The sequence below is a fragment of the Rossellomorea sp. KS-H15a genome, assembly GCF_024195245.1.
In the GTDB taxonomy this organism is placed as follows: Bacteria; Bacillota; Bacilli; order Bacillales; family Bacillaceae_B; genus Rossellomorea; species Rossellomorea vietnamensis.
The window spans coordinates 1,302,333-1,320,284 of sequence record NZ_CP096886.1 but is presented as its reverse complement, the minus strand read 5'-3'; the positions used below and the strand labels follow the sequence as shown (position 1 = coordinate 1,320,284).

Here is a 17,952-nt window from a genome sequence, read left to right as displayed (position 1 = left end):
CTTGCTTCTTCAAACATTATCTTAAACTCTCCGCAAGCTCCGTAAAGATAACCCCCAGCGCATAAGCACCGGCATCCGGATGACCAAGGCTGCGTTCCCCAACCGTACCAGCACGCCCCATCCGGGCAACGATATCCTTGGTTTTCTCGGCTCCCTCAACAGCGGCCGCTGCTCCTTTTTCAAACGCGATCTTGAAGTCATCTCCGTCTGCTGCACTTTGTGACCAGGAGTCCGCACATGGAACGAGTGCATCGACGAGGGTTTTGTCACCGACCTCTGCCCCTCTGCCGAAGGACCGTTCGCCTGTATCTTGGATTCCCTTCACGGCCGCTTGCAGCATATCCGCGAATTCTTTCACGGTCAGTTCCGTTCGGTCTTGCGCTGCTTTCCCTGCCGCACGGAATGCAGATCCCCAGATCGGACCGGAAGCACCGCCACAGTATTCCATAATGACCATGGAGCTCGCATCCAGGAAGCTGCCGATTGTGAGATTCTCTTGATCCAGGATATCTTTCCATTCCCTCTTCAATTGCTTGAAGCCTTTCGATACGCTCATCCCGAAATCCCCGTCTCCTGCATGGGAATCCAGTTCACAGAATGGTACTTCATTCTTGATGATGATGTCGCTCATTTTATCCACCAGGTAGATGATATTTTCGAGTGTTGCTTTATCATGTTTAATCATAGCGTGTTCTTCCGGTGTTTCCACTTCGAAGGAGACGGGTTTCGCTTCCTCATCTTCCTCAAGGTCGATATACTCCACACCCGGTACCGGTCCATCAACCCTGAACGCAGGCGCTGCGCTTTCACTGGACAACAATCTTTTCAACTCTTCATCCAGCTTCATTACGGTTAGGGAGACCCCTGCCATGTCGATGCTCGTCATGTAGTTGCCGACAAAGGCACGGTTAATGGATACCTGTTTCCCGGACAGAATTCGGGTAACGCTATTATTAAAGAGATAGAGCTCCTGAAGCGGCGTTCCTCCAAAACCATTCACCAGCACTGCTATATCAGAAGAATCCCCCTCTTCCATTTTCAGATCCTTCAGAAGGTCGTTTACCATCCGCTCTGCCAGTTCGTCCGCAGACGCCATTTTTTCCCGTCTTGTTCCCGGTTCCCCGTGAATTCCAACACCGTATTCGATTTCGTCATCAGCCAATTTGAACGTAGGAGATCCACTAGCTGGGACGGTGCAGGATGTCAGTGCGAACCCAATGCTCCGGACATTTTCTGCCGCCTTTTCTGCCACAGCTTTCACGTCCAGCAAGTCCCTACCTTCTTCCGCAGCCGCTCCCGCAATTTTATGTACCAACACAGTTCCCGCGACACCACGGTGTCCTACCGTATAAAGGCTGTCTTCCACAGCGATATCATCATCGACTTTCACATATTCCACAGGGATGCCATCCTCTGAAGCCATGTGAGCGGCATTTTTAAAATTCATGATATCCCCACTGTAATTCTTAATGACGAGCAGAGTTCCCTTTTTACCGGCCGTCGCCTTGATCGCCTGATACACCTGAATTTGCGAAGGCGATGCAAACACGTCACCGCACACAGCAGCATCGAGCATCCCTTTCCCCACAAGTCCCGCATGTGCAGGCTCATGTCCGCTTCCTCCACCGCTGATCAACGTTACCTTATCTTCATTCAAATCCTTTTTCTTCATCACCTTATACTTCTTCATAAATTCAAGCTCCGGATGAGCCATGGCCATTCCATTGCACATCTCCACGACCAAATCTTCAGGTTCATTCATGACCTTCTTCATTCATAACTCCTCCTTCAGTTTCGTGATTGCCCAAATTATCTCACTCACTACGCAAAAACGAAAGCAAGAAGCATGGGGACGGTTCTGTTGCTTCTTCTTGGAGTAGAAAAAAAACACGAGGTCCGTCCCTCCTTGATCTTAAATCATTTTTGTAGTTTCTCATTATGATAAAATTACATTATCAGAATTTTATAATTAATCGACGTGGTTGATTACAGAATGCAGAATGCATCGGGGAGGAGAAACCTACATGAATGAGACTTTAATCCACCAAAGAATTGAGCAGATTTGGAGAGCGGAATCAGCGAAAGTAGTAGCATTCCTTACTCGGATGGTGAGGGATATAAGCATTGCGGAGGATCTTGCTCAAGACACACTGATCATAGCGCTTGAGCGTTGGCCAGTTTCTGATATACCTGATAACCCTGGTGCATGGCTGATGACCGTGGCTAAACGAAAAGCCATAGACATGCTTCGCAGAAAAAAAAGACTGGATCAAAAATATGAACAAATGGCTCACTCAATGAATATTCATCATGATCAAGAATGGACTGATGAAATGGATGAAGAGATTGAGGATGATGTGCTGAGGCTGATTTTTATGACATGTCATCCGGTGTTATCAAAAAACGCACGTGTAGCCCTTACCCTAAGACTGGTTGCGGGACTGACAACAGAAGAAATCGCAAACGCGTTTCTTGCACATGAATCGACGATTGCCCAGCGTGTGGTTAGGGCAAAACGAAAACTTGCGGCAGCCAAGGTTCCATTCGAGGTTCCTCAGGAGGCAGAGTATGCAGAACGGCTTTCTTCCGTATTGGAAGTGATCTACCTTATGTTCAACGAGGGCTATTCGGCTTCTTCGGGTGAACACTTAATTCGAATGAATCTATGTAATGAAGCATTAAGAATGGGAAGAGCTTTAGCAGATCTCATTCGTCTGGAACCGGAAGTTCATGGTCTTGTTGCGCTAATGGAAATACAAGCATCTCGATTTGAAGCCCGAACGAATGCTGAAGGTGACATGATATTGCTAATGGATCAAAACCGCACGTTGTGGAATCAGGAACACATCAACCGTGGTTTTGCCTCACTAAAAAAAGTAGAAGACCTGGGAGGCACAATCGGAATGTACGCTTTGCAAGCTGCTATAGCTGCTTGTCATGCAGAAGCGGCCTCACCAGAGAAAACGAATTGGGAGCAAATTTCCACTCTTTATGATGCACTTTCAGAAATTGCTCCTTCTCCCGTCATTGATCTGAATCGGGCGGTTGCTATTTCAATGGCCCGTGGACCAAGTGCAGGGTTGGAGATTGTCGATTCTTTACTTTTGGATCCTGCGTTGAAGAACTATCATTTACTTCCAAGTGTCAAAGGCAATTTCCTCCTGAAGCTAGGAAGAAAGAATGAAGCATGTAAAGAATTCCAGCGTGCTGCTTCGCTAACACAAAATGTGCAGGAACAGAAATTTCTATTGAAACAGGCTAAAGATTGTATGAAATAAAAAAATAATTATTAGTTATGTCGATTTTCCGATTTGCTGATCGTTGTATAAATAGATACAAAAAATTCGAATGACCTAGGAGAGATAAAGATGATCTTTTTATGCATGGGCTATTTCAACTCTGAAAAGATGGATGCACGTCCAAGTGCGGAGATTGAGGCTGTGATGGCTGAATGCCAGCCACACACGGAGAAATTTTACGAAAGCGGGAAGGTGCTGCTTGATGCAGGTCTCGAGTCAGAAATCAAAAACTTGCGCCGTGTGGACGGGAAAGTCATGGTAACAGATGGCCCATTTACAGAAACAAAAGAGCTGATCGGAAGCATATTCATTTTTGAAGCAGAGAACATGGATGAAGCAATCGAGCTCGCCTCTATTCATCCGACCACGCAATTGAATATAGGTGAAGAATTTGGGTGGCGCATCGAAATTCGGCCTGTTCATTACTTTAAGAATGATAAGTAAGCAGAAATCAAAGATGGGGGAATGACATGAATGAGCTTACATTGATTGAAACATACAAAGGCTTTTTACAAGCATATTCTCCTGAGCAGCTAAGGTATATCCCCGAACCAGGGGTCTGGTCCATCGGTCAAATGTATGACCATCTCCTTGTCGTGGCTCATGAGTATCTGGACAGTGTGGAAGCCTGTGCGCTGGCTGGCGGAGAACAACCGAAAGGGAAAACAGAGTTTGGGGACTATTTATTTAACATTGGTGGATTCCCGCCAATTAAAATCCAATTACCGCCCGAACTTAACACTGCCCCAGACAATACAAAAACGAAAGAGGATATTAGACGGGAGCTCGATCAACTAATGGATCGAATGAAAGAGTTGAAAGCCAAGGTAGATGAAATCGACCCAAACTACAAACAGAAGCACGGAGGCTTCGGATGGCTGAATGCCCAGGAATGGTTTGACCTCGTAGGAATGCATTTCCGTCATCATCTGCGGCAGAAGTATGAGTTAGATGAGATATGGGTGAAGCATGGGGACGGTTCTGATGCTTCCATATAATAAAAAAAGAAGCAAGGGAACCGTCCCCTTGCTTCCTTCACTCATCAATCCCTTTCACGACTTTCGCCGGCACTCCCGCAGCTACCACGTTTTCCGGAACATCCTTCGTGACCACGGCTCCTGCCGCGATGATGGAGTTGTTCCCGATGGTGACGCCGGGCAGGATCGTGGCATTAGATCCAATCCAAACGTTCTTCCCTAACGTCACCGGTGATGCGAATGTGGTGTTCCTCGTATCCAGAGGCAACCCGTGATTCAGTGTCGCAATCGTGACATTCATGCCGATCAGTGAACCGTCTCCGATGTGAATGCCGCCCCTGTCCTGGAACGAACACCCTGTGTTGAAGAACACGTTCTTCCCGATGTGGATGTTCTTCCCAAAGTCCGTGTAGAATGGCGGGAAACACATGAACGATGGATCCACTTCGGTACCGGTCAGTTCGCTGAAGATCTCGACGATTTCTTCCTTGGAATGATAGGAGTTATTCAATTTCATCGTGATCCGTTGGGCTTCGTAGCTGCATTGAGTCAGCAGACCATGCAGTACTTCATCATCACCTGAGATAGGGTTGCCTTCTCTACAAAATGCCAGGAACTCTTCCATATTCATCTTCATTCACCTGCGTTAAATCGTGCTCGTATCAATCACAAATCGATACTTCACATCTGAACCCAATACCCGTTCATACGCTTCATCGATGTAATCGGCTGAAATCACTTCAATCGAAGGTACAATTCCATGTTCCTCACAGAAATCGAGCATTTCCTGGGTCTCACGGATGCCTCCGATCAGGGAACCGGCAAATGAACGGCGGTGGCCGATCAATGAGAACACATTCACTTCGAGTGGCTCTGCAGGCGCACCCACATTCACCATTGCCCCATCGAGTGTCAGCAGGGAAAGGTATGCACTAATGTCAATCTTGGCACTCACTGTGTTAATGATCAGATCAAACGTACCGGCAAGTTTCTCGAACGTCTCAGGATCGCTCGTCGCATGATAAGCTTCTGCCCCAAATTCCAAGCCATCCTCTTTCTTATTTAACGTACGGGAAAGGACCGTTACTTCGGCTCCCATGGCATGTGCAATCTTGACTGCCATATGACCGAGTCCACCCATGCCGACAACCGCAACTTTTTTCCCTGGGCCCGCATTCCAATGATTCAAGGGAGAATACGTCGTAATTCCCGCACATAGAAGAGGTGCCGCAGCATCCAGCTCGATGTTATCAGGGATGCGAAGCACGAAATCTTCCTCTACAACGATATGGGTCGAATAACCGCCTTGAGTCAACTCGCCATATTTATCCACTCCTGCGTACGTAGGGATGTTTCCTTCCAGGCAGTACTGCTCTTCCCCATCTCGGCAGTTCTTACATTCGCCGCAGGAACCAACCATACATCCTACTCCTACCCGGTCTCCGGCTTTGTACTTTGTTACTTCGGATCCGACTTCCGTTACGAACCCCGCAATCTCGTGTCCCGGAACAAGCGGATACTTCACTTCTCCCCAGTCACCGTGTGCCGTATGGATATCCGAATGGCAGATCCCTGCAAACTTGATTTCAATCAAGACATCATGCTTATCAAGATCGCGCCTCTCGATTTCAGCTTCTCTGAAAGATTTGTCAGGACCGTCAACAGCTCGTGCTTTAGCAATTACCATGATTAATAACCTCCTGTAATAGTAGCTTTCAAGAGACAGGTGAATAAACCTAATGAACTCTTGTTATATCCATGGTAATCCCTATAGTTAACTCTAGGTCAAGAGATAACCCTCCTTGAATCTGTTTTGACAGCGAGTGATGACCGTGCTACGATTTTTTCACAGACATAGAGTTAACTCGACGTCTAGATTTCCGACAAAAGGAGCACGAACATGAAGACTTATTCTATTGGAGAAGTGGCAAAAGAACTGAATCTCTCTATCTATACTTTGCGATACTATGACAAGGAAGGCCTCATGCCTTTTGTCGAACGAAACGAAAACGGCACCCGACGATTTAAAGAATCCGATATCTCCGCCCTACACATCATCGAATGTCTGAAATCCACCGGCATGCCCATCAAGGAGATCAAGCACTTCATCGACTGGTGTGCAGAAGGCGACGCCACCCTGCAGCAACGATATGACATGTTCCTCGAAAGAAAAGCCTCCGTAGAAGCAAAGATCAAAGAACTCCAGCAAACCATGGAAGTTATTGACCATAAATGCAGCTACTACAAGACCGCATTGGATGCAGGTACGGAGGAAGTGCATAAGAAGAAGATAGAGATTATTCATCCGTAACGCTGCTTCTAGTAGGTGTGCATAGGGACAGTTCTCCTGCACAAATAGATTGATGTATAGTTCTTTTATAAAGAATAGAACAAGTCAAGACCCAATTAAACATAGCGGAACATCCACATACGGGACTGCTTCAAATTTTAAAAAAGACCCAATGTATAAGCTTTTGGGCCTTTTTTGTATTTGTTCATATAGATATCATTCAGTTATTTTCCTTTACCGGCAACACTATGGACGAATATACAGAACCATTTACCTCGATGTCCACTCTCCATTGACCACTTTCAGGAAACCACAGCTCAATGGGTTGTTCTTTTTTTGGTCTAGCTAATACCAACGGTTCTCTCTTTGCCTTACCTTTATGAGAAAAAACTAACCGAACCTTATCAGCGTCTACAGCCTCATAGGGCAATGTGAGGGTCGTAGTATAGTTCTTTTTTTCATAAATAAACGAGTTATACTTGACACTCCCACTCTCATCTCCTAAGAATAGGTCACCTTCTGAAACAAAATCAGGACTTGTATGCCATTTTGCTTGATTTTCTCCTGAGAAGTGAAGGAATACAAAAAACAGAACCAATGCCAAACAAGCAATTTGAACTTTCCAAAACCCGTTTACTGTTTTAAATGAATTCATCATCTCAGAGTAAGGAGCAACCAATTTTAAAATCATAAATCCACCATTTAATAAGAGTAATGCAAAAGCTATATATATAAACATCCAATCCCCCTAAAACATATTGAGATAGTGAATCCTTCAACCTAAATCTGATCATCAACTGCTCTTTATTTTTGATGAAGAGGGACTTCTTCTTTTATCCGGTTTCCCTCTTCATCCTCCCACTCGATCTCTAACGTAATATCCTTAGAAAAGCTTGCAATACTAGTATTCAAAGCCTCTCTGGTCCCCCCGCCTTGTGGGATCTTGATTTCCTTCCCCCTTGCCGTTCCACTTCCTTCACCATTAGGATACGTCAAATAGTACTTGACGGTAGGTGGCGTATAATCTTTCTTGAATGATAGATTCCCTCCAATCAGGTACTTCTCTTGATTTCCTGAGTGGGAAAACGTGACTTGTATAGTGGAGTTCCAAGAGGAGGACTCACCACTCAAATAATAATGTTCATCCCTTTCACTTTGACATCCAGATATGAACAATGCCAATATCACAAGGATGAAGGACGCTACGTATTTCATAGAACTATTCCATCCCCTTCCGTTCTTGGACAGTGTGTGTCTTAGCTGTTTCTATATGTTTTATAAATACCCGGGAAGCAAAGGGACGGTTCTACTGCTTCCCCTTGAAGTGAAAAAGAAGCACAAGAACCGTCCCCACGCTTCTTTACCCCACCAGCACTTTCCCCACCATCAATCCCATAAACGAAATGACCTCTCCCTCACCAAGCTCTTCCCGAATCCACTCAAACTCACTTTCTAACAGACTCGCAATCTTCCAAACTGCTTCCCCATGGTGTGACGGTGTCATCGCCTCATAAATCTCCACCACACGGTCTTGTCGTTCTTGTGGCAAATCCCTATGAATCGTCTTCAACCCAAGAACCGCCCGCTCCTTCGCGTACCGCGACAGCAGAATGATCGTCACGCATCTCATCGAGTGCCGCAGCATTTCCACGGCCCACGTATCGTTCCCCCTCGCCGCTGCTTTCTGATATTGAAACAGAAACCAGGCTGCGTCGAGGACCTGATCCCTGAACTGCTCATCGGAAACAGTGAGGTTTTGGGTAGATTCATATTTTCCCATCAGATTGTCAGGATCGTATAACACCGTAAAGAAATCCTTCTCCTGTATCGTCTTCTCCGTCACTGTGAACAGATCGATATGCAGCCAATCTTCATAAATGGCGATGATCTGCGGCGCGATGATGAAAATGTCATCGTGAAAGATGAGATCTTTGTACGCCTTCAAGTGATCGAGGCGGCGGGTCAGGAATTCTTTTTCTTCCCCTTCCTCCACTAAACAATACAGGTCGATATCGGAGTGTTCATCGTGTTCTTTCCGACCCATGGATCCTTTTAGGAATACGCTTCGGACGCTAGGATCTTTTTTTAGGCTTTCGAGTACTTTTTCTACCGCTGCTTCTTGACGCATATGCGGGCCCCCTTGGTTAAAAATGTATATTACGCCATTATACCAATTTTTCATCGCAATCGTACATTCTTCTTTTTTAAAAAATAGAACCTCCCCTTACCAAAAATTCATGAAGGTCAAAATTTACAATAAATAACAAGGGAGTGTTTTACATTTTAATCCTATGAGGAGGAATATTTTTATGAAAAAGATGAGTTTTCTATTTGCTGGGGCCCTGGTCATGATGCTTGCAGGTTGTGGTGGGGATGCGGCTGTCGAGGAACTGGACAAAAATGATACGCAAAAAGACGAGGCTAAGACGACGGGTGCGTCCGAAGAAAAAACAGAGAAAAAAGCCCAGGAAGAAGATATCTGGACGTATTACAATGACGCCACTTGGTCCGATGATTACAACGGCTTGAAGATGGAAATCCAGAAGGTGGTCGTGAGCGATAAAGCCCCTACCATGGAAGATGAGAATGCTAAGTCGTCGGCCGTCGGTGTAAAATTCAAAATGGAAAATACAACCGAAGACAAGTTCACCTTCTATCCGGATCAGGCCGTCCTCGTCACGAGCACCGGTGAACAAATCGACATGCCGGACATGTGGGTTTCAGACAGCATCGGCGGCGAGATCGACAAAGGCGTCATCAAGGAAGGCAATATCATCTGGTACCTGGAACGGGGCCACGCCGAAGACATCGAGTGGATCAAGATGGAATTTAACGGGCATCAAGGAGCGGAAGATGATTTTGAGAGTGAAATGAAGGAATATGAAGTCGAGTTGCCATTGAAATAGAAGGTGAAAGGGGACGGTTCTTCTGCTTCCATTTCTATAAGAAAAAGAAGCAAGAGAACCGTCCCCCTGCTTCACTTCACATCATTAATATAATCCTCCTGAAGAAGCCCATAAACCGCACAGTCCTTATACTGATTCTTAGCATTACGGATCATATGTTTAAAGGTTCCTTCTTTTTGCATTCCCACTTTACTCATAATCTTTCCGGAGGCAGGGTTATCCGTATTATGGGCTGCTGATATCTTATGAATGTTCATCGTTCTAAAGCCAAATTCGATCACCGCACTCAAGGCCTCGGTTCCATACCCCTTATTCCACCAATCATAACCGATGGTGTACCCCACTTCACAATTCTCCGTCATCGGGTCAAAATGAAAAAGGTCAATCGCCCCAATCAAATCCCCACTTGATTTCAGTTCGATTCCCCAATAACAGAACTCTTCCGTATCATACTGACCAACGATTTCCGTTACCCTCTTAATGGTTTCCTTTACAGACTTGTGTGCACCTTTAATGAGATTATCCATCACGCGATCATCGGAGAGCCAATGGTCAAAGACACTTGGAGCATCTGAAAGTTCGAGCTTCCTCAGTACTAATCGATCTGTCTCCAAGGTCGGTGTCCCAGAATAATGAATCATTTCCTCACCTGCTTAACAACCTATTCTTATCCATCCCTTACCCTATTCTTCATCTTAGTTGGAAACTCCTTCTTTCCCTTTGGGTCCAAAGGAACCTCCAAAAAAAGAAGCAGGAGAACCGTCCCCCTGCTTCTACCTCAACACTCCCAAATACTCCTGCCACGGCCCCACGTCTTCTGCATATCGTTTGGAGAAGACCCTCACGATTTGCGACAGATGAGTCAGATCATGGACCACCCAAGTCGAAATGAGCTCACGGGCGGTGACTTTGCCGAAAGCGGGATGCACACCCGTTCGATCAAGGGAATTTTCATGATGAGTTAATAACTCGTTTAACATATTGATGTTTCGGGATCGTCGGGAGGCAAATTCCTGTAGCTTTTCCGCAAGAGTTCCTGAAGCATTTCCATTCAAATGCGAATCTCGGTCAAATACAGGAAACACTGCATTTTCACCTTCTTGAAGAATCATCGTTAATCTCGGAATCCAATTATGTTTTTCCCCTTCAATAAGATGATCCACTACCTGGATCGCATTCCACGTCCCATCACCTTCGTTACACTCAAGCCATCCTTTTGACAAACCGGTCAGGAAATTTTCAAGCGTGACCGGAGTGCGCTCCAGAATTTCGATTCCTTCATTTAATGTAAAGTTCATCCTCTTTCCCCCCACATTTTTGTTTACACCTCTTCCAACCCATCATACTCCAACAACTCCCCCGGCTGATAGAATTTCTCAAACAACACACCAAGGAAATAGGCAAACAGTAGACCGAATCCGATATGGATCATGGTGAATTTCATTCCAAAGGAGGCCAGTTCATAAATGACGACCGGCAATTTCGATGTTGACCACACTCCGAGGAAGAAGACGATGTAGCGGACACTTGCTCCTTTTTTCAAAAAGAGGACGGCCATGGGAAAGGCCACGTATAACGGCCCCGCTGCGATGGTTCCGAGTAACAGGGAGAAGAGGATGCCATAAAACCCCGAGTCTTTCCCCATATAGCGGATCATCGTTTCCTTTTCCACCCATTTGTCCAATAATCCCACTAACACGAGGACCGGTGGCAGCAGGAACAGCATATCCAGCATGCTGTTCCCCGTCAGCTCTGCAGCCTTCCATCCAGCTGACCTGTTTACACTAGTCAGGATGATAAGACCGACAAGGAGAAGAAGAAAGAATCGATATCTCTTTACCTGTTTCATGCCATCACCACCCAAATCAGAACGGCGAATAGAACAGACATGACCACGGCTGCCCCATTACGCGCTATCGCAAAACTTCGTCCAAACACCTTTTGTTCCATAGGGTACGTGACAATCCCGACGGCCATGAACGATGCCATCAAGGCTGCCACCTGGGGAAGACCGGCCCCGTTTTCCACCAGTGTCGCACCAAGTGGAAACACCACAAAGCTTGGGATAAGAGAAACAGAACCAATGACCGTGGAGTAGACGACCCCCATGATGCCGGATTCCTTCCCGACAATGGAAGAAATGAGTTCAGGAGTAAGAATGGATAAAGATAGGCCGACGAACAGCATAATCGCCAGCACATCAGGCATAATATTGCTGAACATTTTCCATGCCTTCAGGATGGCTCCTTTCGTCTTTTCCCTGTCTTTCCCGAATGAAATACCGGTTAAGATAAGAGCCGTTCCGTAAAGAATCATACCGTTAATCATGGTTGGGTCCCTTCTTCCATTCCTCATATTTACCTAAGAAGAAAGATAAGTTCTTGATCTTACTTTCAATATCTTCATGAAAGTCCTCCAATGTCCTTTCTCCCGTTTCGGTGATTCGATACATCTTGATCGGCTTCTCCCCTGATGTATTGAAATAAGACTCCACGGAACCTTCCGTCTCCAATTTTTTCAGAGTGCGGTAAATGATCGCACTGTCAATTGGGTTGACTGGAATTTCATCCTGACACTTCTGAAGAAGCTGACCACCGTAGCAATCCCCCTCTGTTAAAAACATCAAAAGAAAGGCGCCTGTATGTCTTCCTGTATGTTTCATCTATGATGACCTCCTACAATATGATTTAAACTGTTAAAAACAGTATACTGCTAATAACAGTACACTGTCAATAACAGTATACAAAATGGAAGTAACAACGAGTTCAACATGATACAATAAACAGGAAAGTATCATTCAAAATTCAGGAGGGAATACCATGTTCACATCCAAAAATGATTTCCTACAAGAATGGAAACAAGAAGCCGCAGTCACCCAGAAGGTAATGGACGCACTGACAGATGAGTCACTGAAACAGGAAGTGGCACCTGACTTGTACAGCATTGGAAGCGTTGCCTGGCACATCACGGGAGCTACATACTACTTCCCGGCTCAGGTCGGCATCACGTTCGAAGTGCCGGATCTTCGCAAAGAAGCACCGACGTCTGCTGCAGAAATCAGTGAAACCTATAAGCTCGTCAGCGATCGTCTCGTAGAAGCCGTTTCTGAGCAAGTGTCCGACGAAAAAATGAACGAAATGGTGAATCTCTTTGGAATGGAAATGCCGGTTCAAGCCGTATTCCGCTTATTGATTCAGCACCAGGCTCATCACCGTGGTCAATTGACGGTCCTCATGCGTCAGGCTGATTTGAAAGTGCCTGGCGTATATGGTCCAAGCAAGGAAGAAATGGAAGCGATGAAGGGTTAATGAGAGAAGGACAGTCGGCGAGTGCCGGCTGTTTTTTTGCGTGTGCACGGGGACGGTTCTTCTGCTCCCATTTCCTCCGAAGAAGAAGCACGAGAACCGTCCCCATGCTCCCCTTATGCAAATGCCTCATCCTCCTCCAACACCCTTTTCCGTAGATCCTGGATGAAAGGCTCCGCATCCTCCATATAAATCAACGCCTTCTTCACCACTTTCCTCTGCCCGAAATAGCCTCTCGCCTCAATCGGTTCCTTGAAGATGATTTCATACCTCAACTCATCGATCATCCCGAAGACGCGGGTGAACACCCTTGGCAGCATGGCGACATGAAACACATTTTTCTCATGGATGATGCCCCCGCTTTTTGCATATTGGGTCCTGGCCGATTGAATGGCTGCAACATCCTCTATGTTAAAACAAAGGGACCTCCGCACGCCGATTTTCATCTGTATCCCGTTCCCCTTGAACGCAATCGGTGAGTTCCGGACAAGATTATAATCCCCGAGCATATAAAGAATGCTGTAGACATGCAGCACGACAAGGATATCCGCCCGGAGCGGATCCACGTCCTTTAAATAGTAATGAAACGCGAACGCTTCAATCACCTGTTCATGAAGAAGCGCGATGAACAGCCAGAAATAATTGGAGCCTTTGTGATAAGCATAGGTCCCTTCTGTTGGCCTCACCTTCCACTTGAACAGGGCATAATAGAAGACCATTGCCTCTTTCTTTAGAATCGTGATGAAGGGATTCTTCTCCATTTCCCCACTTCTATATTTTATAAAAAGAATGATGGCACCGATGTCCGCCAGTACAATCAGGATAACGAGTGAGATGATCAGTTGAGTGTCCATGGTCTTCCTCCTTTAGGTAGTGACGGATATCAGTCAGACAAATCCTGTTTTGAACGAACATAAACCATATATATCCTTTTATGGAATTATCATCTTAAATGTAAGATATCCTGTGTAGAATGTATAGGATTCTTTAGCGAAATTTCTTTAATGGACAAGGGATTGTGACAGAATGGTTAATAAATGGAAAATGGGGAGGGATTTTTTGAAAGAGAGGAACGGCAAGGAGCGAAGGCTTGTTGAAAACACACGAAAGCCAGGTGGACAGCGTAACGTGTTCACCTGGCTTTTGTTATGAATATAGATGATAACTCTATGATACTGCTCTTCATTAGTCAAAATCGGTCCGACGAGATCTTAATAGAAGAAACCTCTACTCTAAATTCCCCTTCATCCAAGTAGCAATCTCCTGCTCATCCGTGCTCGACTTCTGCTCAAGCTCTCGGATCACCCGCTCTTGCCTCTCAATTGAATGGTTTTGACTCAGCTTCGCCTTTCCTTCCATCTGATTGATCTTAATCTTGAACCCTTGAACTCCCTTGCTCATGCCGGCGAGCAGCGCAGGATCAAGATCCCCCAGGCTGTAGGAACTGTCCTTGGCTTCGAAGGTTGATACCAATTCATGTAGCGATTCAACGAGCTCATGGTCGTCCTCGATAAGCTCTACTTCTCCGTACACATGGACCGATACATAATTCCACGTCGGGACGGTTTGATTCGTCTCATACCAGGACGGGGAGATATAACAATGAGGACCGTGGAAAACGGCCAGCACCGTTTGCTGTTCAATCTCTTTCCACTGGGGATTCGGACGGGCAAAGTGTCCGTATAAGTGGGTTTTCTCCTTGTTTAACAGGAGCGGTAAATGCGTTGCAACCGGCTTCCCGTCGTGTTGGGAAAAAAGCGTCGCAAAGCTGTGTTCTTGGATGACACCAAACGTCACCGATTCATCGGTGATCTTAAAGTCTTTTGGAATATACATTGTGATCCACCTTTCAATCTATTTTGACTTTTTTTTAGAAAAAAGAAGCAAGAGAACCGTCCCCGTGCTTCAAAAAACAACCAAGGGACCTGTCCCCGCGGTCCCCCATGTGCTATAGTATCCTAGTATCAATTGAGAACGGAGTGAGCATATGAATTCAACAACGAAAGAAATTACACTGATCATTATCGGCTCCTTATTTTTCGCCCTCGGGGTCAATTTGTTTGCCATCCCAAATGAGCTTGGGGAAGGCGGCGTAACGGGGATTTCGATGATTCTTTACTATGTATTCGATTGGTCGCCGGGTATCACGAACTTCGCCATGAACGGGGTTCTGCTCGCCATCGGATATAAGGTTTTAAATAAACGGGTAACATGGTACACCATGCTGGCCATTTTCTTTACCTCCCTTTTCATTCAATTAACAGAAGGGATGGGGGACTCTGTCGACATCATGCTCGGCACCGTATTTGCCGGGGTGTTCATCGGAATCGGACTCGGCCTTGTCCTGCGTTCAGGCGGGACGACGGGTGGATCCACGATTGTAGCCCGCATGCTGAACCAGCGATTCGGATGGGGTGTCAGTACGAGTATGTTCGTGTTTGATATTATTGTCGTCCTCAGTTCCATGTTCGTCATCGGAATTGAAAACACGATGTACACCGGTATTTCCATCTATATCAGCACGAAGATCCTCGATTACCTGATCGACGGATTCGATACACGGAAGGCGGTCACGATCATCTCCCAGGATACCGATGCCATCGCCGAGAAAGTCAGCGCGGAAATGGACCGTGGCGTGACCGTCATCAATGCAAGAGGCCATTACTCCAAGTCATCAAAAGATATTTTGTATGTCGTGATCAATAAGCAGGAGCTCTTTCTCCTGAAAAAAATGATCCAGCAGATCGACGAGAAAGCGTTCGTGGTCGTCCACGATGTGCGGGATGTGTTTGGGGAAGGGTTTACGTTTCCGAAGACGTAAGAGAAGAAGAGGATGTCCAGTGGACGGATTGCCGTCACGAGGGACATCCTCTTTTTTTATGAAAGATAGTAAAGCTTGCTCCATCACGTTTCATTTCTACACCCATGCTTGTACCAATCATACGTCTAAGGAGCAAACAACACTGTCTTAGTCCCTACCAAAGTATTCCCGTTACTCAGATTTACGAAGTAGTAGTTGGATGCACCGTCAAGTGTCAATTGCCCTGTCCAGATAACCCCATTGAATTGACTATTGTATATTCCTGTTGGAGGCACATCCGCTGTAGTATTCGGGATGTTTACATTGCCCCGGAACCATGTGTTCACAATATTGCTATATACTGCACAGGTGATTGTTCCATCTGCCCGGCAGTCAAACATACGCTGAATTCTTAACCCGGTATGCGCTATGGTATTGATCCTGCTATGGTACATATACGTGTTCAATTGTCCAGAATGAAGTGCTTGCTGAATGCCTCCCAGAACCCATGCATTAAGCAATTGAAATTCAACCGTTGTAGACCCGTCTGCTAGAGACATACTTTGGAAGGTGATATTTCCACTAATGATAGCCCCGTCTGTATACCCAGTATTGGTACTAACCGTCGTCCCATTATTGATCGTTCCTACCACCGTCACAGGCCGGGCAACAAATGCGGCACCTTGAGAGGTGTAAACCAGTTCAGCGGCTGCACTGACCTGGACCGTAATGCTTCTTGGAACGGACGATTGAAAGTTTGCAAGAGTCGAATCCCCAAGCTGCCACGGTCCGAACCCCAGCAATTGAACATGCCTTGCAGGTGGGATGACCACATCTTCGTTGAACGAAGAGTTGATGGCAATCAGGATGATGATTCTCGCCCGCATCCCGAACTGGACAGCCTCAGGACTGTTGACCCCGGCGTTGATGGCCGCCTGGAGGGACGTGTACGGATCCGACGGTGTACCGTCTCCCGGCCCCGGTGCATTGGAATCCGCCCAAATGATCAGTTCTCCCCATTCAAAGACACCCGGTCCTTGTGGTCCCTGCTCCCCCTGGATTCCTTGAATTCCTTGGGGACCTTGGTCTCCCTGAGGGCCAGTGTCTCCTTGAGGGCCAGTATCTCCTTGAGGTCCTTGCACCCCTTGTGGACCCGGTAATCCCTGAGGTCCTGGGGCTCCTTGTGGCCCCGGTGGTCCAGGCGGCCCGGGAGGACAATCACATTTAAAAGGATAAAAATCACAGCTTTGAGGAGGAAGCGAGACTGAATTCGGATTTACGCCACCACCTCTTCTAAGCTTTGGTAATAGATGGTCATAGTTTTGTTTTTTCATAATATTCACCTCTATACCATACTATTCAGTAGAGCGAAAGATGTATGGACGTATGGACAGGGTAAGCATGGGGACGGTTCTCTTGCTTCCTTTTGTACCAGAGGGACAAGTCCCTTGGCTCAAGTGGGCCGGGGAACCTGTCCCTCTTTTAATCTATGTAAACACTCCACCACGATTTCCGGCCTATCTTTATGTACCTCATGGTCACTCCCCTCCGCAATGACAAGTTTCCCTTTTTCTGATAACTGGGCAATTACGACTTGCAGTTCACGCCACACCTTTTCATGAAGCAAAGCTTCCTCTTCCGGTATGCCATATGCAATGTAAGGCTTGGCAGAGAATTCTTCATCTCTTGCGATGACAATCAGGGGGATATCCGGAAATGCTTCACCATTTTTGATTTCTTCGCTGCTGGCAGACCAGTTGGTAAATTCATCGGCAATCGTTTGGTAGAGGACAGGGTTAGTCAGAAACGCTTCATCTTCACCTAACAATTCTCTATTCCTTTCTTTATGCCATTCTTCCAATTCAGCTCTGCTTTTCCCTGCGATTTCCTCGTTATCTTCAATCAGTTGCTCCAACGAAATCATAGAATACATGACCGGCAGATTGAGATCATAGAGTCGTTGAAAGTTGTGGGAGGTCGCATCAATAAGGAGGACCCCGTCCAGTTTTCCAGGGTACATCCTCGCATATGCCTGAGCGCATAGCCCGCCGAATGAATGGCCGGCTAATAGAAACCGATCGATCTGCAGATGTTCCATCAGGTCATTGAGCTCCCTTGCGATATTCGCAGTAGTCCGAGGCTCCGGCGATGTCCCGCTTTTCCCATAACCTGCCCGATGATACAAGATAACGGTAAAATCGTTCTTGATCCTGTCCACAAACGGAATCCAGCTGTAGAAGGAATTACCGATTCCAGTTTCAAGGACTAGGGTCTGCTTTCCTTCTCCTATAATGTGATATTCCAGATCGATTTCACGCATGGTATCACTCCTAGATTCAGAATTCATACGTTTACTAGAGCAAAGTTAGAGCCTT

Annotated in this window: 22 protein-coding genes; 7 read left to right on the top strand and 15 right to left on the bottom strand. The window is 46.2% G+C overall.

Features of this window, described 5'->3' with window-relative positions; all coding sequences use genetic code 11:
• Nucleotides 1–16 precede the first annotated feature (16 nt).
• Nucleotides 17–1,774 (bottom strand): dihydroxyacetone kinase subunit DhaK, encoded by a 1,758-nt coding sequence (gene dhaK / locus M1J35_RS06725; RefSeq protein WP_254653132.1) that lies wholly within the window; start codon nucleotides 1,772–1,774, stop codon nucleotides 17–19.
• 250 nt (nucleotides 1,775–2,024) lie between these two features.
• Between dhaK and M1J35_RS06720 the strand changes: the two genes are divergently transcribed.
• The 3 genes from M1J35_RS06720 (at nucleotide 2,025) to M1J35_RS06710 (ending at nucleotide 4,297) form a co-directional block, all read left to right on the top strand.
• Nucleotides 2,025–3,278: an RNA polymerase sigma factor gene (locus M1J35_RS06720; RefSeq protein ID WP_254653131.1), complete on the top strand. Its 1,254-nt coding sequence runs from the start codon at nucleotides 2,025–2,027 to the stop codon at nucleotides 3,276–3,278.
• A 90-nt stretch (nucleotides 3,279–3,368) separates the two neighbouring features.
• Nucleotides 3,369–3,743 carry a YciI family protein gene (locus M1J35_RS06715; RefSeq protein ID WP_254653130.1) on the top strand — a complete coding sequence of 125 codons (375 nt, stop codon included), beginning with the start codon at nucleotides 3,369–3,371 and terminating at the stop codon, nucleotides 3,741–3,743.
• A 26-nt stretch (nucleotides 3,744–3,769) separates the two neighbouring features.
• Nucleotides 3,770–4,297 (top strand): DinB family protein, encoded by a 528-nt coding sequence (locus M1J35_RS06710; RefSeq protein WP_254653129.1) that lies wholly within the window; start codon nucleotides 3,770–3,772, stop codon nucleotides 4,295–4,297.
• Between the two features lie 37 nt (nucleotides 4,298–4,334).
• On the opposite strand, the gene M1J35_RS06705 is transcribed toward M1J35_RS06710, so the two are convergent.
• Together M1J35_RS06705 and M1J35_RS06700 are read right to left on the bottom strand one after the other, a co-directional pair.
• Entirely contained in the window at nucleotides 4,335–4,907 is a 573-nt protein-coding gene (locus tag M1J35_RS06705; RefSeq protein WP_254653695.1) for a sugar O-acetyltransferase, read from the bottom strand.
• A gap of 15 nt (nucleotides 4,908–4,922) precedes the next feature.
• Nucleotides 4,923–5,963, bottom strand: coding sequence for an NAD(P)-dependent alcohol dehydrogenase (locus M1J35_RS06700; RefSeq protein ID WP_254653128.1), 1,041 nt, complete (start codon nucleotides 5,961–5,963; stop codon nucleotides 4,923–4,925).
• Nucleotides 5,964–6,176: 213 nt separating this feature from the next.
• On the opposite strand from M1J35_RS06700, the gene M1J35_RS06695 reads away from it, so the two are divergent.
• Entirely contained in the window at nucleotides 6,177–6,587 is a 411-nt protein-coding gene (locus tag M1J35_RS06695; protein WP_254653127.1) for a MerR family transcriptional regulator, read from the top strand.
• A 199-nt stretch (nucleotides 6,588–6,786) separates the two neighbouring features.
• On the opposite strand, the gene M1J35_RS06690 is transcribed toward M1J35_RS06695, so the two are convergent.
• The 3 genes from M1J35_RS06690 to M1J35_RS06680 all read right to left on the bottom strand — a co-directional run bounded on the left by M1J35_RS06690 (nucleotide 6,787) and on the right by M1J35_RS06680 (nucleotide 8,694).
• Nucleotides 6,787–7,305, bottom strand: coding sequence for a hypothetical protein (locus tag M1J35_RS06690; RefSeq protein WP_254653126.1), 519 nt, complete (start codon nucleotides 7,303–7,305; stop codon nucleotides 6,787–6,789).
• Between the two features lie 65 nt (nucleotides 7,306–7,370).
• The gene (locus M1J35_RS06685) at nucleotides 7,371–7,781 is read right to left on the bottom strand and encodes a hypothetical protein (RefSeq protein ID WP_254653125.1); all 411 of its coding nucleotides are present in this window, start codon (nucleotides 7,779–7,781) and stop codon (nucleotides 7,371–7,373) included.
• A gap of 145 nt (nucleotides 7,782–7,926) precedes the next feature.
• A complete protein-coding gene (locus tag M1J35_RS06680; RefSeq protein ID WP_254653124.1) occupies nucleotides 7,927–8,694 on the bottom strand; it encodes a nucleotidyltransferase domain-containing protein in 768 nt (255 codons plus the stop codon).
• Nucleotides 8,695–8,875: 181 nt separating this feature from the next.
• On the opposite strand from M1J35_RS06680, the gene M1J35_RS06675 reads away from it, so the two are divergent.
• Nucleotides 8,876–9,472 (top strand): hypothetical protein, encoded by a 597-nt coding sequence (locus M1J35_RS06675; protein ID WP_254653123.1) that lies wholly within the window; start codon nucleotides 8,876–8,878, stop codon nucleotides 9,470–9,472.
• 71 nt (nucleotides 9,473–9,543) lie between these two features.
• On the opposite strand, the gene M1J35_RS06670 is transcribed toward M1J35_RS06675, so the two are convergent.
• The 5 genes from M1J35_RS06670 to M1J35_RS06650 all read right to left on the bottom strand — a co-directional run bounded on the left by M1J35_RS06670 (nucleotide 9,544) and on the right by M1J35_RS06650 (nucleotide 12,134).
• Nucleotides 9,544–10,113 (bottom strand): GNAT family N-acetyltransferase, encoded by a 570-nt coding sequence (locus M1J35_RS06670; protein ID WP_254653122.1) that lies wholly within the window; start codon nucleotides 10,111–10,113, stop codon nucleotides 9,544–9,546.
• Nucleotides 10,114–10,245: 132 nt separating this feature from the next.
• Nucleotides 10,246–10,770 (bottom strand): DinB family protein, encoded by a 525-nt coding sequence (locus tag M1J35_RS06665; protein WP_254653121.1) that lies wholly within the window; start codon nucleotides 10,768–10,770, stop codon nucleotides 10,246–10,248.
• A gap of 23 nt (nucleotides 10,771–10,793) precedes the next feature.
• Entirely contained in the window at nucleotides 10,794–11,321 is a 528-nt protein-coding gene (locus tag M1J35_RS06660; protein ID WP_254653120.1) for a permease, read from the bottom strand.
• The gene (locus M1J35_RS06655) at nucleotides 11,318–11,800 is read right to left on the bottom strand and encodes a hypothetical protein (protein ID WP_254653119.1); all 483 of its coding nucleotides are present in this window, start codon (nucleotides 11,798–11,800) and stop codon (nucleotides 11,318–11,320) included. Before M1J35_RS06655 ends, M1J35_RS06660 begins: the two co-directional genes overlap by 4 nt.
• Entirely contained in the window at nucleotides 11,793–12,134 is a 342-nt protein-coding gene (locus tag M1J35_RS06650; RefSeq protein WP_254653118.1) for a PadR family transcriptional regulator, read from the bottom strand. Before M1J35_RS06650 ends, M1J35_RS06655 begins: the two co-directional genes overlap by 8 nt.
• Nucleotides 12,135–12,291: 157 nt before the next feature.
• Here M1J35_RS06650 and M1J35_RS06645 point away from each other — a divergent pair, with 157 nt between their 5' ends.
• The gene (locus tag M1J35_RS06645) at nucleotides 12,292–12,780 is read left to right on the top strand and encodes a DinB family protein (protein ID WP_034761640.1); all 489 of its coding nucleotides are present in this window, start codon (nucleotides 12,292–12,294) and stop codon (nucleotides 12,778–12,780) included.
• Nucleotides 12,781–12,893: 113 nt separating this feature from the next.
• On the opposite strand, the gene M1J35_RS06640 is transcribed toward M1J35_RS06645, so the two are convergent.
• On the bottom strand, nucleotides 12,894–13,631 hold the full coding sequence (locus M1J35_RS06640; RefSeq protein WP_254653117.1) for a hypothetical protein: 738 nt from the start codon (nucleotides 13,629–13,631) through the stop codon (nucleotides 12,894–12,896).
• 373 nt (nucleotides 13,632–14,004) lie between these two features.
• Complete coding sequence (locus M1J35_RS06635) at nucleotides 14,005–14,613, bottom strand: FMN-binding negative transcriptional regulator (protein ID WP_254653116.1); 609 nt, start codon at nucleotides 14,611–14,613, stop codon at nucleotides 14,005–14,007.
• A 151-nt stretch (nucleotides 14,614–14,764) separates the two neighbouring features.
• On the opposite strand from M1J35_RS06635, the gene M1J35_RS06630 reads away from it, so the two are divergent.
• Nucleotides 14,765–15,598, top strand: a complete 834-nt coding sequence (locus M1J35_RS06630) for a YitT family protein (RefSeq protein WP_254653115.1) — start codon at nucleotides 14,765–14,767, stop codon at nucleotides 15,596–15,598.
• A gap of 125 nt (nucleotides 15,599–15,723) precedes the next feature.
• Here M1J35_RS06630 and M1J35_RS06625 read toward each other — a convergent pair whose 3' ends face one another.
• Nucleotides 15,724–16,911 carry a collagen-like protein gene (locus M1J35_RS06625; RefSeq protein ID WP_254653114.1) on the bottom strand — a complete coding sequence of 396 codons (1,188 nt, stop codon included), beginning with the start codon at nucleotides 16,909–16,911 and terminating at the stop codon, nucleotides 15,724–15,726.
• Nucleotides 16,912–17,030: 119 nt separating this feature from the next.
• Nucleotides 17,031–17,897 (bottom strand): alpha/beta hydrolase, encoded by an 867-nt coding sequence (locus tag M1J35_RS06620; RefSeq protein ID WP_254653113.1) that lies wholly within the window; start codon nucleotides 17,895–17,897, stop codon nucleotides 17,031–17,033.
• Between the last annotated feature and the right edge of the window lie 55 nt (nucleotides 17,898–17,952).

Bases quoted from the DNA above. Each gene is read 5' to 3' on its own strand.
- M1J35_RS06645 (WP_034761640.1), top strand. From the start codon at position 12,292: ATGTTCACATCCAAAAATGATTTCCTACAAGAATGGAAACAAGAAGCC.
- M1J35_RS06710 (WP_254653129.1), top strand. From the start codon at position 3,770: ATGAATGAGCTTACATTGATTGAAACATACAAAGGCTTTTTACAAGCA.
- M1J35_RS06650 (WP_254653118.1), bottom strand. From the start codon at position 12,134: ATGAAACATACAGGAAGACATACAGGCGCCTTTCTTTTGATGTTTTTA.
- M1J35_RS06625 (WP_254653114.1), bottom strand. From the start codon at position 16,911: ATGAAAAAACAAAACTATGACCATCTATTACCAAAGCTTAGAAGAGGT.
- M1J35_RS06715 (WP_254653130.1), top strand. From the start codon at position 3,369: ATGATCTTTTTATGCATGGGCTATTTCAACTCTGAAAAGATGGATGCA.
- M1J35_RS06690 (WP_254653126.1), bottom strand. From the start codon at position 7,305: ATGTTTATATATATAGCTTTTGCATTACTCTTATTAAATGGTGGATTT.
- M1J35_RS06705 (WP_254653695.1), bottom strand. From the start codon at position 4,907: ATGAATATGGAAGAGTTCCTGGCATTTTGTAGAGAAGGCAACCCTATC.
- M1J35_RS06665 (WP_254653121.1), bottom strand. From the start codon at position 10,770: ATGAACTTTACATTAAATGAAGGAATCGAAATTCTGGAGCGCACTCCG.
- M1J35_RS06685 (WP_254653125.1), bottom strand. From the start codon at position 7,781: ATGAAATACGTAGCGTCCTTCATCCTTGTGATATTGGCATTGTTCATA.
- dhaK (WP_254653132.1), bottom strand. From the start codon at position 1,774: ATGAAGAAGGTCATGAATGAACCTGAAGATTTGGTCGTGGAGATGTGC.
- M1J35_RS06640 (WP_254653117.1), bottom strand. From the start codon at position 13,631: ATGGACACTCAACTGATCATCTCACTCGTTATCCTGATTGTACTGGCG.
- M1J35_RS06620 (WP_254653113.1), bottom strand. From the start codon at position 17,897: ATGCGTGAAATCGATCTGGAATATCACATTATAGGAGAAGGAAAGCAG.
- M1J35_RS06635 (WP_254653116.1), bottom strand. From the start codon at position 14,613: ATGTATATTCCAAAAGACTTTAAGATCACCGATGAATCGGTGACGTTT.
- M1J35_RS06655 (WP_254653119.1), bottom strand. From the start codon at position 11,800: ATGATTAACGGTATGATTCTTTACGGAACGGCTCTTATCTTAACCGGT.
- M1J35_RS06720 (WP_254653131.1), top strand. From the start codon at position 2,025: ATGAATGAGACTTTAATCCACCAAAGAATTGAGCAGATTTGGAGAGCG.
- M1J35_RS06660 (WP_254653120.1), bottom strand. From the start codon at position 11,321: ATGAAACAGGTAAAGAGATATCGATTCTTTCTTCTTCTCCTTGTCGGT.
- M1J35_RS06695 (WP_254653127.1), top strand. From the start codon at position 6,177: ATGAAGACTTATTCTATTGGAGAAGTGGCAAAAGAACTGAATCTCTCT.
- M1J35_RS06675 (WP_254653123.1), top strand. From the start codon at position 8,876: ATGAAAAAGATGAGTTTTCTATTTGCTGGGGCCCTGGTCATGATGCTT.
- M1J35_RS06670 (WP_254653122.1), bottom strand. From the start codon at position 10,113: ATGATTCATTATTCTGGGACACCGACCTTGGAGACAGATCGATTAGTA.
- M1J35_RS06680 (WP_254653124.1), bottom strand. From the start codon at position 8,694: ATGCGTCAAGAAGCAGCGGTAGAAAAAGTACTCGAAAGCCTAAAAAAA.
- M1J35_RS06630 (WP_254653115.1), top strand. From the start codon at position 14,765: ATGAATTCAACAACGAAAGAAATTACACTGATCATTATCGGCTCCTTA.
- M1J35_RS06700 (WP_254653128.1), bottom strand. From the start codon at position 5,963: ATGGTAATTGCTAAAGCACGAGCTGTTGACGGTCCTGACAAATCTTTC.